This window comes from Streptomyces sp. NPDC107500 (genome assembly GCF_055582785.1).
The window spans coordinates 692,000-707,834 of record NZ_JBVJPF010000004.1 but is presented as its reverse complement, the minus strand read 5'-3'; the positions used below and the strand labels follow the sequence as shown (position 1 = coordinate 707,834).

Annotated in this window: 16 protein-coding genes and 1 pseudogene; 8 read left to right on the top strand and 9 right to left on the bottom strand. The window is 75.0% G+C overall.

All coding sequences use genetic code 11. The features are described from left to right. Positions 1-264 precede the first annotated feature (264 nt). A complete protein-coding gene (locus ACZ67M_RS19780) occupies positions 265-1,080 on the top strand; it encodes a TIGR02452 family protein (protein ID WP_469851944.1) in 816 nt (271 codons plus the stop codon). Between the two features lie 18 nt (positions 1,081-1,098). Here ACZ67M_RS19780 and ACZ67M_RS19775 read toward each other — a convergent pair whose 3' ends face one another. After that, the gene (locus ACZ67M_RS19775; RefSeq protein ID WP_361359245.1) at positions 1,099-1,563 is read right to left on the bottom strand and encodes a type II toxin-antitoxin system PemK/MazF family toxin; all 465 of its coding nucleotides are present in this window, start codon (positions 1,561-1,563) and stop codon (positions 1,099-1,101) included. 152 nt (positions 1,564-1,715) lie between these two features. Between ACZ67M_RS19775 and ACZ67M_RS19770 the strand changes: the two are divergent. Together ACZ67M_RS19770 and ACZ67M_RS19765 are read left to right on the top strand one after the other, a co-directional pair. Further along, positions 1,716-2,636: pseudogene (locus tag ACZ67M_RS19770) on the top strand (NAD(P)-dependent oxidoreductase); the annotation flags it as partial. Between the two features lie 76 nt (positions 2,637-2,712). Further along, on the top strand, positions 2,713-3,138 hold the full coding sequence (locus ACZ67M_RS19765; RefSeq protein WP_234955614.1) for a PPOX class F420-dependent oxidoreductase: 426 nt from the start codon (positions 2,713-2,715) through the stop codon (positions 3,136-3,138). Positions 3,139-3,209: 71 nt separating this feature from the next. On the opposite strand, the gene ACZ67M_RS19760 is transcribed toward ACZ67M_RS19765, so the two are convergent. Both ACZ67M_RS19760 and ACZ67M_RS19755 read right to left on the bottom strand, forming a co-directional pair. Continuing rightward, entirely contained in the window at positions 3,210-3,524 is a 315-nt protein-coding gene (locus ACZ67M_RS19760) for a hypothetical protein (protein ID WP_361359251.1), read from the bottom strand. Beyond that, positions 3,521-3,892: an ArsR/SmtB family transcription factor gene (locus tag ACZ67M_RS19755; RefSeq protein WP_361359254.1), complete on the bottom strand. Its 372-nt coding sequence runs from the start codon at positions 3,890-3,892 to the stop codon at positions 3,521-3,523. Before ACZ67M_RS19755 ends, ACZ67M_RS19760 begins: the two co-directional genes overlap by 4 nt. Before the next feature lie 229 nt (positions 3,893-4,121). Between ACZ67M_RS19755 and ACZ67M_RS19750 the strand changes: the two genes are divergently transcribed. Beyond that, the gene (locus ACZ67M_RS19750) at positions 4,122-5,201 is read left to right on the top strand and encodes a hypothetical protein (protein ID WP_392104211.1); all 1,080 of its coding nucleotides are present in this window, start codon (positions 4,122-4,124) and stop codon (positions 5,199-5,201) included. Positions 5,202-5,440: 239 nt separating this feature from the next. Here ACZ67M_RS19750 and ACZ67M_RS19745 read toward each other — a convergent pair whose 3' ends face one another. Further along, positions 5,441-6,742: an MFS transporter gene (locus ACZ67M_RS19745; protein WP_469852058.1), complete on the bottom strand. Its 1,302-nt coding sequence runs from the start codon at positions 6,740-6,742 to the stop codon at positions 5,441-5,443. Between the two features lie 198 nt (positions 6,743-6,940). Next, positions 6,941-7,819 (bottom strand): alpha/beta fold hydrolase, encoded by an 879-nt coding sequence (locus tag ACZ67M_RS19740; RefSeq protein WP_469851941.1) that lies wholly within the window; start codon positions 7,817-7,819, stop codon positions 6,941-6,943. Positions 7,820-7,991: 172 nt separating this feature from the next. Between ACZ67M_RS19740 and ACZ67M_RS19735 the strand changes: the two genes are divergently transcribed. Next, a complete protein-coding gene (locus ACZ67M_RS19735; protein WP_469851940.1) occupies positions 7,992-9,983 on the top strand; it encodes a BTAD domain-containing putative transcriptional regulator in 1,992 nt (663 codons plus the stop codon). Here ACZ67M_RS19735 and ACZ67M_RS19730 read toward each other — a convergent pair. Genes ACZ67M_RS19730 through ACZ67M_RS19715 form a run of 4 tightly spaced genes read right to left on the bottom strand, consistent with a single transcriptional unit; the run spans position 9,949 to position 13,951 of the window. After that, entirely contained in the window at positions 9,949-11,208 is a 1,260-nt protein-coding gene (locus tag ACZ67M_RS19730; protein WP_392239814.1) for an FAD-dependent oxidoreductase, read from the bottom strand. The genes ACZ67M_RS19735 and ACZ67M_RS19730 overlap by 35 nt on opposite strands. A gap of 30 nt (positions 11,209-11,238) precedes the next feature. Then, complete coding sequence (locus tag ACZ67M_RS19725) at positions 11,239-11,937, bottom strand: maleylpyruvate isomerase family mycothiol-dependent enzyme (RefSeq protein WP_469851939.1); 699 nt, start codon at positions 11,935-11,937, stop codon at positions 11,239-11,241. Beyond that, a complete protein-coding gene (locus ACZ67M_RS19720; RefSeq protein ID WP_469851938.1) occupies positions 11,937-12,776 on the bottom strand; it encodes a fumarylacetoacetate hydrolase family protein in 840 nt (279 codons plus the stop codon). The genes ACZ67M_RS19725 and ACZ67M_RS19720 overlap by 1 nt, the downstream gene beginning before the upstream one ends. Then, complete coding sequence (locus ACZ67M_RS19715) at positions 12,773-13,951, bottom strand: cupin domain-containing protein (RefSeq protein ID WP_469851936.1); 1,179 nt, start codon at positions 13,949-13,951, stop codon at positions 12,773-12,775. Before ACZ67M_RS19715 ends, ACZ67M_RS19720 begins: the two co-directional genes overlap by 4 nt. An 84-nt stretch (positions 13,952-14,035) precedes the next feature. On the opposite strand from ACZ67M_RS19715, the gene ACZ67M_RS19710 reads away from it, so the two are divergent. The 3 genes from ACZ67M_RS19710 to ACZ67M_RS19700 all read left to right on the top strand — a co-directional run bounded on the left by ACZ67M_RS19710 (position 14,036) and on the right by ACZ67M_RS19700 (position 15,781). After that, positions 14,036-14,812 carry an IclR family transcriptional regulator gene (locus tag ACZ67M_RS19710; RefSeq protein ID WP_392239857.1) on the top strand — a complete coding sequence of 259 codons (777 nt, stop codon included), beginning with the start codon at positions 14,036-14,038 and terminating at the stop codon, positions 14,810-14,812. A gap of 73 nt (positions 14,813-14,885) precedes the next feature. Next, positions 14,886-15,359: a PPC domain-containing DNA-binding protein gene (locus ACZ67M_RS19705; protein WP_361359281.1), complete on the top strand. Its 474-nt coding sequence runs from the start codon at positions 14,886-14,888 to the stop codon at positions 15,357-15,359. Continuing rightward, positions 15,356-15,781 carry a CBS domain-containing protein gene (locus ACZ67M_RS19700; RefSeq protein WP_392239811.1) on the top strand — a complete coding sequence of 142 codons (426 nt, stop codon included), beginning with the start codon at positions 15,356-15,358 and terminating at the stop codon, positions 15,779-15,781. Before ACZ67M_RS19705 ends, ACZ67M_RS19700 begins: the two co-directional genes overlap by 4 nt. Positions 15,782-15,835 lie beyond the last annotated feature (54 nt).

The following is a 15,835-nucleotide window of genomic DNA, read 5'->3' as shown; positions in this document are numbered from 1 at the left end:
CCATGCCGCCGACCCAAGATCAGGTGGGCCGGGTCGGCACACTCGTCCCACCCAAGACCCTCGTGCCGGTCCGCACAAGGACGCATTTCGGGACGTTCCAGATCGGTAATGTCCGCGACCCGGTTGTTTCCGGGGACTTTCCCCGGCGTCTGCCGACAGCAAAACTCCGTTGCGACGCACCACCAGCATCACCCAGGATTCCCGCATGAGCACGATGGGGGAGACCGCGCGGCGCGTGGTCAGGGCGTCCACGGGGGTGGCGCCGTGAGCGCGCGCCTGCGTGGCCTTGCCCAGCAGACGGAGCAGATCGTGGCGGCCGGGAGCTACCGCACGGCCGACGGCCGCGAGGTGCCGGTCGGCGCGGCCATCGAACGGGCCCGCGCGGGCACGCGGATGTACGGGCCGGAGCCCGTGGCCCCGGGCGTTCCCGCCCCGGTGCGGACCGTCCTCGAAGTCACCGGCGAGAGCAGCCTGGAGGCCGCCCGGCGGCTCGGCGGCGAGGTCGCCGTGCTCAACTTCGCCTCCGCCCGCAATCCCGGCGGCGGCTACCTGAACGGCGCCCAGGCCCAGGAGGAGGCCCTGTGCCGGGGCTCCGCGCTGTACACCTGCCTGCTGCGGGCGCCCGAGTTCTACGACCACCACCGCGCCCACCGCGACCCGTTCTACACGGACCGCGTCATCCACTCCCCGGGCGTGCCCGTCTTCCGGGACGACCGCGGCCGCCTGCTCGACGAGCCGTACACGGCCGGATTCCTGACCTCCGCCGCGCCGAACGCGGGCGTGGTGCTGCGCACGGCCCCGGAGCGCGCCGCCGAGCTGCCGGCCGCGCTGTCCGCGCGCGCCGAGCGGGTGCTGGAGACGGCCGTGGCCCACGGGTACCGGCGGCTGGTGCTCGGCGCCTGGGGCTGCGGGGTGTTCCGCAACGACCCGGCCCAGGTGGCCGGCGCGTTCCGCACGCTGCTCGGCCCCGGCGCACGCTTCGCCACCGCGTTCGAACGGGTGACGTTCGGCATCCTGGACCGCACGCCGGACTCCACGGTCCGGGAGGCGTTCGCGCGCGTCTTCCCCGAGGGCGGGTGACCGGCGGCCGGGAGCGCCTCAGCTCCAGCCGTAGCGCTCCCGGAGCCGCTGCCGTACGAGATTGAACCGCATCCGGTCCAGGGCGCACGCCTCGCGGCGCATGCCCGCGTCGTGCAGCCTCAGCACCCGGTCCACGTCGACCCACGAGTCCCGTCCGGAGCGGTCCCAGGGCCCGCTCCCGATCGGCACCCACTCCCGGTCCCCGTCGTGCCGCTTGCTGGACAACTGCACCGCCAGCACGGTGCCGGCCGCCTCCCGGGCGACGACGAGGACGGGCCGGTCCTTGCCCCTGCCGTCGTTCTCCTCGTAGGGCACCCAGGTCCAGACGATCTCACCGGGATCGGGATCGCCGTCGTGCGCGGGGGAGTACTCGGTACGGACCCGGCCCACCCTCCCGGGATCGGCCTCCGTGGTCGCGGAGGGACCGTAACGGCCGGGGACGGTGTCACCGTCGCTGTCGATGTCGTCGGTAGAGGCGCTCACGGGCCGTACCGTACGGGACGCCTCCGCGGGCCCGTGAGGGGACCCGCGACGGGCCGTCCGGGCCCCCGGCCCGCCCGCCTCGGGTCGGCGCCGTTCGTGATCGGGTGGCAGGCTGATCACCGGGCCCCCGCTTCCGCCGCCCGGGGGCGTGGCCGCGACCGCACGAGTCAGAAAGCGACGTCATGACCGACCAGCTCACCGTGACCGTCCTGGGCACCGGCATCATGGGTGCCGCGATGGCCCGCAACCTCGCCCGCGCCGGACACACCGTCCGCGTCTGGAACCGCAGCCGGGACAAGGCCGAGCCGCTGGCCGCCGACGGCGCGTACGTCGCCGCCGACCCCGAGGAGGCCGTACGGGGCGCGGACGTCGTCCTCACCATGCTGTACGACGGCCCGGCCGCGCTCGACGTCATGGGGCGCGCCGTACCCGGTCTGCGGCCCGGCACGGTGTGGGCGCAGTCCACCACCGCCGGCGTCGACGCGGTCGCCGACCTGGCCGCCTTCGCCCACGAGCACGGCCTCCTCTTCGTCGACGCGCCGGTTCTGGGCACCCGGCAGCCCGCGGAGGCCGGTCAGCTGCTGGTGCTGGCCGCGGGCCCGGCCGCGGCCCGGGACAGGGTGGGGCCCGTGTTCGACGCCGTCGGCTCCCGCACCGTGTGGACCGGCGAGGACGGCGCGGCCGGCAGCGCGACCCGGCTGAAGCTGGTGGCCAACAGCTGGGTGCTCGCCGTCAACAACGCGGCGGGCGAGAGCCTTTCGCTCGCCAAGGCCCTGGGCGTGGACCCGGGCGCCTTCCTCGACGCCATCGCCGGCGGGCCCCTCGACATGGGCTATCTGCGTGCCAAGGCGGGCCTGATCCGCGACGGCGCGCTGACACCCGCCCAGTTCGCGGTCGGCACCGCCGAGAAGGACGCCCGGCTCATCGTCGAGGCCGGTGAGGCCAACGGCGTCCGCCTGGACCTCGCCGCAGCCGGCGCGGAACGCCTGGCACGCGCCGCCGCGCAGGGGCACGGCGACGAGGACATGGCGGCGGCGTACTTCGCCAGTTTCGAGGAGAAGTCGTCGCCCTGAGCGCCCGGGGTAGGGGGAACCCGAGACCGCGACGCCGAGCCGATCTCGGCGCACCCGAGGACGAGAAGGAGCCCGCATGTCCAAGCCACCGCTGCCGCCCGAGGCCGTCGCACTGCTGCGCCGTCCCAACCCGGCCGTCATGGCGACCCTCCGCTCGGACGGCGCGCCCGTCTCCACGGCCACCTGGTACCTGTGGGAGGACGACGGCCGCGTGCTGGTCAACCTCGACGCCGGGCGCGTCCGCCTGGGACACCTGCGCCGGGACCCGCGCGTCACCCTCACCGTCCTCGCGGACGACGACTGGTACACGCATGTCACCCTCATCGGCCGCGTCACCGAGATGCGCGACGACGAGGACCTCACGGGCATCGACCGGCTCTCCACGCAGTACACCGGCAAGCCGTATCCGAACCGGGAGCGCCCCCGGGTCAGCGCCTGGATCGAGGTGGAGCGCTGGCACGGCTGGGGCTCCCTGAAGGACAGCGACCAGGCGTCCGGCTGACCCGCGCGACACGCGGTGTGCCGCCGTGGTACGGCCGGGAGTTGCCGCTCCCGGCCGTACGTCCGCGGCGGCTACTCGATCTCGCGCATCATCTTCTCCATCGAGCCGACCGAGAGCCGGGTCTGCGTCAGCTCGTCCAGGGTCTGCCGCTGCTCCTCCGCCGTGCGGCGCTGTAGCTCCACGGTGTCCTCCAGAAGCCGCGCGTACCTCGTGGCGAGTTCCTTGTACTGCTCCTCGCGCGCCGCCAGCATCCGGGCCCGCCAGGTGGCGGCGACCTGCCAGACGATCACGATCATCAGACCGAAGAACCCGGCCGCGCCCACGGCACCGACCAGGACCCCCAGTTCCTCGGCTCCTGCGGCGAGAGTCACCACGTCCTCATTCACTTCGCTTCCTCTTTCGCGGTCCGGCCGGCGGTGCGGCCGGGGTCGGTGGTCTCGGTGAGCGTCGCGGCCGCCCGCGCGACGACATGCGGGGTGAGTTCGTAGAGGAACGGGGTGACGTCGTAGTACTTCATCGACTTGCCGTCCTCTCCGACCTCCAGCGTGCCGACGACCAGCCCCGCCGCTTCCAGCCGTTGCAGGTGCATGTGCAGCAGCGGGCGGCCCATGCCGATCAGGCGGGCCAGCGCGCTGACGTAGTTCCTGCTCTCCAGGAGCGCCGCGACGATCCGCATGCGGTGCGGGTTGCCGAGTGCGGAGAGCACCTTGAGCAGTTCGTCGCCGGTCGGTGCCGGAGGTGGGACCTCGGGCATCGGGGCCCCTTTCCGTCGTACCTGTCAGTGAAGGCTGACAGGGGGCGCGGAGACCTGTCAAAGATTCCTGACACATCTCGGGGGCAAGTCGGGGACAAGTCGGGGTCGAGTAGGGGACGGATGGGGGACATGAGAGGGCTCGCCCGCTGAACCGGCCCGTTGTCAGTCCCCCTCCGCATACTGGTGGCTTCAGGGAGCCGGATGTGTGGGATGCGAGGGGGGATGGGGCGTGCGGACGGTGTACCGAGGTGAACTGCCGGTCGTCCAGGGACGGTTCCACGTGGACAGCCGCCGGGACCCGTACGCCCCGGGGCCGTCGGAGGCCTGCGCCGGGCAGACCAACGGTCTGTGTGGCGCGGCCGTCCCGGGCTGTCTCCTGCTGGACACGGGGCCGTGCACCGGGAGGGTCGGCCTGACCGTCGAGGTGCACCGGGCGCCGCCGCCCCTCGACGACGGCTGGGAGGAGGTCGTGGAGGCGTCCTTCCGCCCGGTCTCCGCGTCGACGGCCGTCCTGCCCTGCGGACACGCGGCGCTCTGCGAGGTGGACCTGCCGGCGGCCGACCACCGGGTGCGCTACTGCGGGCGAGGTCTGGGCCGGGGTGAGGCGCCCGGCCTCCGCGCCACCGCGGCTGCCGGGCCCGTCGGCCACTATCTGCTCCAGTTCTGGCCGGCCCCGCCCGCCGCGGACCTGGTCGTCCGGCAGACCTCGCGCAGCGCCCGCGACCGGCACCGGTACGCCCGCGCGCTGCCCGCCCCTCGGTGCGGTGCGCCGACCGAGCGCGAGCGTGCCGAGGTCCGCTCCTGGGGTGGCCGGCTCCCCAGCCGCCGGGTGCGCGAGGTCGGCGCCGACGCGCGCGGGCTCGTACCGCTGGACCGGGACCTCCTCGACGCCGTCGACGCGGCGAGTCCGGCGACGCAGCGGAGTCTCGCGCGGTGGGCGGCACACCGTGCCCTCACCGTGGCGGGACTGGCCGACGTCGACTGGATATCGGCCGGGCTGGCCGCGCTGGACCGGGGAGCGCCCCTGCCGCCCCCGTTCGACGACCCCTGCCGGGTCTGGGACCACTTCTTCACCGACGAGCGCATCGCCGCGGCGGCGGTGGACCCGTCCACCGACTGCCAGGGCAGCCCACTACGGCGGCCCATGGCCCTGCCCGCGCTGCGCGCCGCCGCCGACCCGGACCCCTTGCGCGCCGCGATCGGCGCGGTCTTCGCCGCGGCGGTGGCGTACGGCTCGGACTGCCCTGCGTTGTTCGCGGCGGCGCGGCGGGAGTTCCCGGTTCTGGGGCGGGGTGTGCCGCCGGGGTAGGGGAGTCGGGCGCTGGCTCTGGGCGGGATCTTGCGCGTGCCGCACCCGGGCGCCGTCATTGTGGGGGCGTGTTCGGGAGGGCTGGGCCGCCGGTCCGGGGGAGCCCGTCGCCGGGCGCGGGTCCGGGGCCGGGTCTGCTGTCGGGATCGGCGCCGCCGTCTCCCGGGGGCAGCGGTTGCGTACGGCGACGACTGCCTCCTCTGCCGCCGCCCGCCGGGAGTTCCCGGTCCTCGACGGGTCTACGCGACCGGGCTCGGGGAACCGGCCCCCTGCCCTGGGTCCGGATCCGCGCCCGAACGCGGGGCCGAGGCCGGGTCGGAGCCCCGGCTCCCCTCCGGTCCGGACCCCACGCCCCGGCGTGGCAGCAGCAAGGGCGTCGCCAGAAGCAGTACGCCCGCCAGGGCGACCGCCGTGCGCAGGCCGGTCAGCGACGCCAGGAGGCCCCACAGGGCCGTCAGTGTCGCGGTCGTCAGCTTGCCGCTGATCGTCCAGGCGGTCAGGGTGCGCGCGACCCTGTCCGGCGGGGTCAGTTCCAGCCGGCGCGTGGCGAACACCGGGTTGTACACCCCCACCGACGTGATCAGCGCCAGCTCGACGGCCATCACCAGGACCAGACCCGGCACACCCGGGCCGACGAAGGCCAGCCCCACCGGCCAGCACACCCGCAGCACCCCGCTGGTGACCAGCACCCGGTGCTCCCCGAAGCGCGCCACGAGCGGTCCGGCCAGCCGGGAGCCGATCAGGCCCCCGACACACGGCACCGCGAAGGCGAGCCCGTACTGCCAGGGCGCGAAGCCCAGATCGCCCAGCATGAGGACGGCCAGCAGCGGGGCGGTCGCCATGATGAGGCCGTTGACCAGGACCGTGTTGAAGAACAGCGGACGCAGCGCGGGCGAGGTGAGGACGTACCGCCACCCCTCCAGCAGGTCCCTGGACCGCAGCCGGGAAGTCCGGGCAGGGCCCGCGTGCTCGGGGAGCGGTTCGCCGCGGCCGATCGCACGGATGCCCAGCGCCGACAGCAGGTAGCTGGCCGCGTCGACCGCCACCGTCACCACGGGCCCGAAGAGACCGACGGCAGCCCCGCCGACGGGGGGCCCGAGCATCGTCGCGGTCCAACTCGTCGCCTCGAAGCGGCCGTTCGCGGCCAGCAGGTCCTCCCGCCGCACCAGCGACTTGAGACAGGAACCGGCGGCCGCCCGGAACGTGATGTCCGCCGCGGCGACGACCACCGACACGACCAGCAACTGCGCGAAGCCGAGCCACCCGAAGGCGAACGCGACGGGCACGGTCAGCAGCGCCGCGCCACGGATCAGATCCGTGGCGATCATGACCGGCCGCTTGCGCCGGAACTCCACCCACGGACCCAGCGGCACCGCCACCACCGCGCCCACCGCGAGACCGGCCGCCGCCAGCGCCGACACCTGCGCCGGACCCGCGTTGAGTGCCAGGACCGCGATCAGCGGGAAGGCGTCGAACGCGAGCCGCGTGCCGAAGGTGCTGACGGCGTACGAGGCCCACAGCCACCCGAACCCCCGCCCCAGCGACCCGCCGCCCGCCCCGCCAGAACCCGCCGCACCCGAGTCCGCCGCACCCGATCCCCCCGCACCCGATTCCGTCACGCCCGACATCCAAGCGAGCCGACGCCACGGGATCAAACAACCGACCGTCGACGTAGAACAACTGGCGGTTGTGCGTCGACCGGGGCGCGCGGGCCGAGCCGTCAGCGCCCCGGTCTGTCCCTACCGCGCCAGCAGCTTCCGAAGTGCCCCCGTGACCTCGCCCGGCGCCTCCTCCGCCATGAAGTGCCCGCAGTCGACGGTGCCGTGCGACAGATCCGGTGCCCAGGCACGCCACAACGCGGCGGCGTCGTAGCCGAGGGCCGCCCCCCAGTCCTGCTGGAGCACGGACACCGGCATCCGGAGCCTGTTGCCGCGCTCCCGGTCGGCCCGGTCGTGCTCGACGTCGATGCCGGCCGAGGCCCGGTAGTCGGCCACGACGGAGGGCACCGCCTCACGGGACGCCTTGAGGTACGCGGCCCGGACGTCGGCGGGCAGGGCCCCCGGGTCGCGGGTCCAGACGTCGAGGAAGTGACCGAAGAACGCGTCCGGAGCGGCGCCGATGAGCTGCTCCGGCAGGCCCGGCGGCTGCGCCATCAGATACAGGTGGAAGCCGACCGCGGCCGTGGTGCCGTGCAGGACGTCCCACATGTCGAGGGTCGGCAGCACGTCCAGCGCCGCCAGGTGCGTCACCGCGTCGGGATGGTCGAGCCCCGCCCGCACCGCGACGAGCGCGCCCCGGTCGTGCCCCGCCAGCGCGAACCGCTCGTGCCCGAGCGCCCGGGCGAGGGCGACGACGTCGGCGGCCATGGTCCGCTTGGAGTAGGCGGTGCCGTCGAGATCGGACGGCTTGTCGCTGGCGCCGTAGCCGCGCAGGTCGGGGCAGATGACCGTGTGGTCGGCCGCGAGGTCGGCGGCGACGTGCCGCCACATCAGATGGGTCTGCGGAAAGCCGTGCAGCAGTACGACCGGGCTGCCGGAGCCGCCGACCGCCACGTGCAGGGCGACACCGTCGGCGACCGTGACGCGGTCGTGGGTGAAGTCGGGAATGGTCGGTGTCATGGGTGGGCCGTGCCTCTCTCGTTCCGTACGCCATGGCCTCTGCCGTACGCCGTGTCCTTGGCCGTACGTCGTGCCGGTGACTGCCTCCGAGCCTGCCGCGCCCGGATCAGCAACCGATCAGCACGCGTACCGTGGTGCTCGCACGGGCGGGACGGATCGGAACGGACGGAACATGGAAGCGGTCACGTTCGGTGTGCTCGGACCGGTCACGGCCGAGCGCGGCGGCGACCCGCTCGCCCTCAAGGGCCCCCGGCACCGCGCCGTACTGGCCCGGCTGGTCCTGGCCCGACGGCGGGTCGTCCCCGTCGCCCGCCTGGTGGAGGACCTGTGGGAGACGTCCCAGGCACCCCCGCCGCGAGCCGTGGGAGCGCTGCGCACCTTCGTCGGGGACCTGCGCCGGGCCCTGGAACCCGACCGCCCGCCACGCGCCCCGGCCCGGCTGCTGGTCACCGAAGGCCCCGGATACACCCTGCGCGCGGCGCCCGGCTCCGTGGACGCGTGGCGTTTCGAAACGGCCGTCGCCGAGGCCGAGCACGGGCCCGCCGCGCAGGCGCCGGAGCGGCTCCGGGCGGCCCTGGAGGAGTGGCGGGGGCCCGCGTACGCCGAGTTCAGCGGGGCGGAGTGGGCCCGCGGCGAGCGCTCCCGGCTCACCGAACTGCGGCTGCGGGCCGTGGAACGCCGGGCGGAGCTGCTCGTGGACCTGGGCCGGGCCGCCGAGGCCGTCCCCGATCTGGACGCGCACCTCACCGGGCACCCCTGGCGCGAGGAGGCCTGGCGCCTGCTCGCCCTGGCCCTGTACCGGACCGGCCGTCAGGGGGACGCCCTCGCCGTACTGCGCCGGGCCCGCGGCCGGCTGGCCGGACAGCTCGGGCTCGAACCCGGTCCCCGGCTGCGCCGCCTGGAGGCCCGCATCCTCGCCCAGGACCCGGAACTGGACCCGCCCGGTGAACCGGCGGACGCGGCGGCCCGGCTGTGGGCGGCGGCGACCGAGGCGTACGACCGCACCGTCGCCGCCGGCGCGCACGCCCGTCTGGAGTCCACCGTCGGCCTGCTGCGCACCCTCGCCGTCACCGGCGGCGGGGGTCTGGAGGCCGCCCGGGAGCACCGGATTGCGGCGATCGCGGCGGCCGAGGAGACGGGCGACGCGGAGCTGACGGCCCGGGTGATCGGCGCCTACGACGTCCCCGCCGTCTGGACCCGCGGGGACGACCCCGAGGGCGCCCGCCGGATCGTCGAGGCGGCCGAACGCACCCTGGCCGCCCTCCCCGACGACGCCACCGCCGACGCGGCGCGCTGCCGCCTGCTGGCCACCGTCGCCCTGGAGTCCCGGGGCGTACGGTCCGAGCGCGGCCCGCGCGCGGCGGCCGAGGCCGAGCGCGTCGCCCGGCGCCTGGACGACCCGGCGCTGCTCGCCTTCGCCCTCAACGGTGTCTTCATGCAGTCCTGCACCAGAGCCGGGCTGGCCCCTCGCCGCGACGCCATCGGCGCCGAACTCGTCGCCCTCGGCACCCGGCACGGCCTGGTCAACCACACCGTCCTCGGCCACCTGATCCGCCTCCAGGCCCGCTCGGCCCTCGCCGACCTCACCGCCGCCGACGAGCAGGCCACGGCCGTGGACGGCCTTGCCGCACGGCACGACCGGCCGCTGGTCGCCGTCTTCACCGACTGGTACCGGGCCCTGCGCCTGGCCGCCACGGGCAGCCCGTACGACACCGCGGCGGCCGCCTACCGCGCAGCCGCCACCCGGCTCGACGGCGCGGGCATGCCCGGCCTCGAACGCGGACTGCTGCCCCTCGCCCTGCTCGGCCTGCGCCTCACCCACGGACGGGCGGCCGAGGTGGACCCGGGCGCGGACTGGGGGCCGTACCGCCCGTGGGCCGAGCCGTTCGCCCTCCTCGCCGACGGTCGCGCCGCCGAGGCCCGAACGGCCCTCGCCGCCCTGACGGAGCCGCCGCCCGACCTGCTGTACGAGGCGCTGTGCTGCGCCGAGGCCGCGCTCGCCCTCCGACTCGGCGACCGCGCGGCCCTGGAGCGCACCCACGCACGGCTGCTGCCCGCGTCCGGCGAACTCGCTGGCGCGGGCAGCGGGCTGCTCACCTTCGGGCCGGTCGACGACTGGCTCGCGGCGATCAGGCGGGCGCTGGGGACAGCGGGATCGGCGTGAACATCGCGGGCTCCTCGTCGGGGGTCAGCGCGGTGCGGCCGTACACCCAGTCCGTGAAGCCGTAGTCGTGGACGTCCCGCTCCCGCAGGACCGCGTTGCGCCGCAGGCGCCGCTCGCCGTCCAGGTGCCACAGCTCGCCCCAGGCACGGGCGGTGGACTGCACCCGGCGGCAGTGCTCCACGCGCACCGCCTCGTACGAGGCGAGCACCGCGTCCCAGTCCGGGCCGCCCGGTGACGTGTGACGGGCCACGTGCCGGGCGAGCACCCAGCCGTCCTCGATCGCCATGACCGCGCCCTGCGCCATGTACTGGAGCGGGGGGTGCGCGGCGTCGCCGAGCAGGGCGACGCGGCCGTGCACCCAGGTCTCGACGGGATCCCGGTCCAGCATCTGCCACCAGCGGTCCCGCCACATCAGCGGGATGCCCTTGCGGACCGTGTCGCAGGTGGCGTCGAAGGCCGCGTCCAGCTCGTCCGGCGTGCCCCAGTCCTCCTGTCCGGCCAGCGCCCCGGGCGACTCGAAGACGGCGACCTGGTTGAGCATCACCCCGCCGCGCAGCGCGTACTGCACGAAGTGGCAGCGCGGGCCGACGAACACGGTGACGTCCTGCTCCGCGACGCCGTTGCCGCGCACCGCGTCGATCGGGACGGCCGCGCGGTAGGCGACGTAGCCGGAGCTGACCACGTCGTCGCCGACCAGTTGCCGGCGGGCCACCGAGTGCAGCCCGTCGGCGGCGACGACGAGCGGCGCCTCCTCGGTGCGGCCGTCCGCCAGGCGTACCCGGGCGCCCCCGTCGGTGTGCTCGTAGGCGACCACCGTGCGGTCGGTCAGCAGCTCGACCCCGGCGGCGCGGCAGGCGCGCAGGAAGAGGCCGTGCAGGTCGCTGCGGTGGATGACCAGGTACGGGAAGCCGTAGCGCCGCTCCAGGTCCCGCAGGTCGAGCCGGGTCAGCTCCCGGCCGTCGAGGGCGTCGCGCATCACCATGTTCTCCGGGAGCACGCCCAGGCTCTTCGCCTCCTCCAGCAGGCCGTACTCGTTCAGGACGCGGGTGCAGTTGGGCGCGAGCTGGATGCCGGCGCCGACCTCGCCGAACTCCTCGGCCCGCTCCAGGACGCGCACCCGCAGCCCTTGCCGGGTCAGGGCGAACGCCGTGCTGAGGCCGCCGATGCCGCCGCCGACGACGATCACGTCGGGGGTGCCCGGACGGGCAGGTGTCGCAAGGTTCATGATCACTTCCGTGTGTCGTGGGCGTCCCGCTCAGAGCCAGGGGCCCAGAGCCGGGACCGGTCCGCCCCGAGGGGTGGTGAGGGTGTGCGCCCGGCCGGTGAGGTAGGCGGTCAGCCCGGCCAGCGCGCCGGTGACCTCCACCGGGGCGCCCGCGCCCGGCAGTTCCCAGCGGGCGTCGGCGTCCGAGGCCGTCAGCAGCAGCGCCGGGCCGGGGCCCGCGGCGCGTTTGCCCACGACGTCCTCGCAGAGCGCGGACAGGAACCCGGCCGGCAGGTCGGCGAAGGACACGCCCGTGTCCAGGTCGACGGCGTGTACGCAGACCTCGCGCGAGCGCATCCAGGGCAGTTCGGTGGCGGGCACGGTCCGGCCCTGCGCGGTGACGACGGGCGCCCGCCACTGCCGCGCACCGAGCGCGTCCATCGCCGTTTCGAGGCGCCGCGCCGAATCGCGCAGCCACACCCTCAGCCCGGCGGCGGGCAGCAGCGCGCCCTTCTCGATCCCGGCGGCGCGGTCCTCGGGCGAGGCGTACATCGGGGTCTCCTCGCCGGTGGCGGCCCAGTGCACGAGGTTGCCGAGCGCGTCCGCGTTGGCGGCGACGTGCGCGACGACGTGCCCCCGCGTCCAGCCCGGCAACGCGCTGGGCTCGTCCAGGGCGGCGTCGGCCGCCCCGGTCAGCAGGCGGGTGCCGAGCCCCGTCCACTCCAGCGCCTGGTCGAACGTACGGGGCATCAGGCCGACTTCTCCTTCACGACCCGGTTCTCCAGGCGCCCGATGCCGTCGACCTCGGCGACGACCGTCTCGCCGCCCAGCAGATAGCGCTCGGGCCTGCGGGCGTGCCCGACGCCGCCCGGCGTGCCGGTGGCGATGAGGTCGCCGGGGTTCAGGCGCACGACCGTCGAGACGTACTCCACCAGGTGCACCGGGTCGAAGAGCAGGTCACCCGTGGTGTCGGACTGCATCACCTCACCGTCCACGCTCAGCCGTACATCGAGCGCGGGGCGGACACCGCCGGGCAGCTCGTCCGGGGTGACCAGGTACGGCCCGACGGGTGTGCTGGAGTCCCACGTCTTGCCCTGGAGCCACTCGCGGGTGCGGAACTGCCAGTCCCGGCAGGTGATGTCGTTGAGCACGGTGAACCCGGCGATTGCCCGCTCCGCCTCCGCGCCCCTCGCCCGGCGCACCGGCGCGCCGACGACCACCGCGAGTTCGACCTCCCAGTCGAACGCGTCGGTCTCCCCGGGCCGCGCGATGTCGTCGGTGGCGCCGATCAGCGCGTCGGCGAACTTGGCGAACAGGGTCGGGTGTTCGGGCAGGTCCCGGCCCATCTCCTGGATGTGGTTGCGGTAGTTGAGGCCGACGCACACCACCTTGGACGGGCGGGGCACCACGGGCGCGAAGTCGGCGCCCGCCACGGGGTACGCCGGGCCGGACGCAGCGGCGGCCCGCTCCGCCCAGTCCTCCCGCTCCAGCAGGGTGCCGACGTCGGGGACGCCGAGGTCGACCAGGACGTCGCCGTCCAGCCTCACGGCACGGGTGGCGCCGCCGGAACGGAGGGTGGCGAGCTTCATCGGGTGGTTCCTTCCACATGGGTGCGGTCCAGGCGCAGCGCCTCGAAGACCGGTGAGTCGCTGAAACGGAAGAGGTCCAGGGCGCCGGAGTCGGAGTCCGAGGCCCCGGCCTCGGAGCGCACCGAGAACGGCTGCCAGGACGGCACGACGAACAGGTCACCGCGGGTCACGGACCACGAGGCGTCCCCGACGGTGACCGTGCCCGAGCCGTCGAAGACCTGGTAGACCGACGAACCGGTCTCGCGCACCGGCGCGGTCTCGGCGCCGCGCGCCACACGGTGCACCTCGGCGCGGATCGTCGGCAGCACGTCGGCCCCGGACGCCGGGTCGGTGAAGCGCACGGCCGCGTGCCCCGGCCCCACGGTGCCGCCGTGGCCCTCGGCCTCCAGCGCGAGCTGGTCGGCGAGCGCCCGGTCGGTGTGCTCCCAGCGGTAGGCGAGCAGCGGGGATCCGGGACCCGTCGTACCGGCGGAGACCGGGCGCAGGCCGGGGTGGCCCCACAGGCGCTCGGCCCGCGAACGCTCAGGGGTGACGCGCTCCGCGTCATCGATCCCGTCCCGGCCGAACTCGAAGAACTGCGCCTCGGTGACGTACTGGAACGGGATGTCCAGACCGTCGATCCAGGCCATCGGCTCGGCGGTGGCGTTGTGGTGGGCGTGCCAGTTCCAGCCGGCCTGCGGCAGGAAGTCGCCGCGCCGCATCGCGACCGGATCACCGCCGACGACCGTCCACACGCCCTCACCCTCGACGACGAAGCGGAACGCGTGCTGGGTGTGCCGGTGCTCGGGCGCGTCCTCGCCCGGCATCAGGTACTGGATGGCCGCCCACAGCGTCGGCGTGGCGAACGGGCGTCCGCCCAGCGACGGGTTGGCCAGCGCGATGGCCCGGCGCTCACCGCCGCGCCCGACCGGCACGATGTCGCCGGCCCGCGCGGCCAGCTCGCGCAGCCGCTCCCAGCGCCACAGGTGCGGAACGGCGCGGGAGCGCGGGTGGGAGGGCATGAGGTCGCCGATCTCGGTCCACAGCGGGACGAGCAGCTCCTGTTCGAAGCCCCGGTACAGCTCCTCCAGCGCCGGGGTGACCTCGGGCTGGTCCGTCGCGGCGACGGCTTGGAGGCGGACGGGGGAGCCGTCGGTGCCGGGGGAGTCGGTCTCTGTGGTGAGGGAGGAAGTCACGGCCTCAGCGTGCCGCCGCTTCCGCAGGGAGGACATGTAGATTCTGGAGTGCAGAATCGTACGACGATGCCCGGAGGCCGCCCCGTGGACAAGCCGCTCAAGAACCCGCCGGCCTACGCCATCGCCAGCGTCGACCACGCCCTGCGCGCCGCCACGATGCTCCAGCTGGAGGGCGCGCTGACCGTCTCGGAGATCGCCGAACGGCTGGGCGTGGCCCGCTCGACCGCCCACCGGCTGCTGGCCATGCTCGTCTACCGGGACTTCGCCGTACGGGACGACCACCGCGTCTACCACGCCGGACCCGTCCTGGAGCTGGCCGCGCACTCCCGCTCCCAGGTCTCCCTGCTGCGCGCCGCCGCGCTGCCCCACCTGCGCAGGCTCGTGGACCTCCTGGACGAGACGGCGAACCTGACCATCCGCACCGGCGACACCGCACGCTTCATCGCGAGCGAGGAGTGCGCGCGGGCGCTGCGGGCCGGCTCCCGCGAGGGCATGGTCTTCCCCGCCCACCGCACGACCGCCGGCCTGCTGCTGCTCGCCGAACTGACCGGCGCGGAACTGGCCGACGTGTACGCGCCCGAGCGCTACCGCGACCGGCCCGGCGACCGACCGGACCTCGGCGCCCTCCGCACCGAACTGGACCGCGTGGCCCGCGGCGGCTTCGCCGTGAACCGGGAGCGCTCCGAGCGGGGCCTGGTCGCCGTGGGCGTCCCGGTGCGCGACGAGGACGGCAGGGCCGTGGCGGGCCTGTCGGTGTCGATGCCGAGCGTGCGCTACGACCCGCGCGGCCTGCGCTCCCTGGTCGCGACGCTCGAAGCGGCCGCGCGGGCCCTGGAGGCGGACCTCGCGGCGGGCCCCTGACGCGGTGACCGCCGGCGGCTCGGCGGCCGGCCGTCGCCCGGTTGCCCGGATCCGCGCCGGGTACCCGGTGGGCATGAAGTGGCAGCAGGTGCAGGGGGGTCCGTCCGCGGTGTACGTGGTGGTGCTGGAGGCCGGAGAGGACGCGGTCGCCGAACTCGGCGCCTTCGCCCGCGACCGGTCGCTCGGAGCGTCCCAGGTCACCGCCGTGGGTGCCTTCTCCGAGGCGGTCGTCGGCTGGTTCGACCGGCGGGCGAAGGACTACCGGCGCATCCCCGTGGAGGAGCAGTGCGAGGTCCTGTCGCTGATCGGCGACGTCGCCGTGGCCGACGAGGGGCCCACCCCGCACCTGCACGCCGTACTGGGCCTCTCCGACGGCTCCACCCGCGGAGGGCACCTGCTGTCCGGACGGGTCTGGCCGACCCTGGAGGTCGTCGTGCGGGACAGCCCGGCCGAACTCGCCAAGACCCACCACCCCGACATCGGCCTGGCCCTGATCGACCCGGGCCGGGCGGAACCCCGTAGCGACGCCCAGGAGGCGCGATCATGACACGGCGCATCCGAGACGTGATGTCACCGGCCGCGGTGGCCGTCGAGCCCATGACGACGGTGGCGCGGGCCGCCCGGCTGATGAGGGAGGAGAACGTCGGCGACGTCCTGGTGACCTACGACTGCGACCTGTTCGGCATGCTCACCGACCGCGACATCGTGATCCGCGGCGTCGCCGACGGCCGGGACCCCGACGAGACCACCGTCGGCGCGGTGTGCACGCCGCCGCCCGTCGTCACCCTCGACCCGGACGACACCACCGACCACGCCGCCGAACTGATGCGGCACCACGCCGTGCGCCGGCTCCCCGTCGTCGAGCACGGCGGCGTCCCGGTCGGCGTGGTCACCCTCGGCGACCTCGCCACCGCCGACGACCCGGACTCCGCGCTGGCGGACATCAGCCGGGCCGCACCCGGCCACTGAGGTACCCGGGCGCCGGCGGCGCGACGGCCCGGCGCACGGCAGGGACGGAGGAAG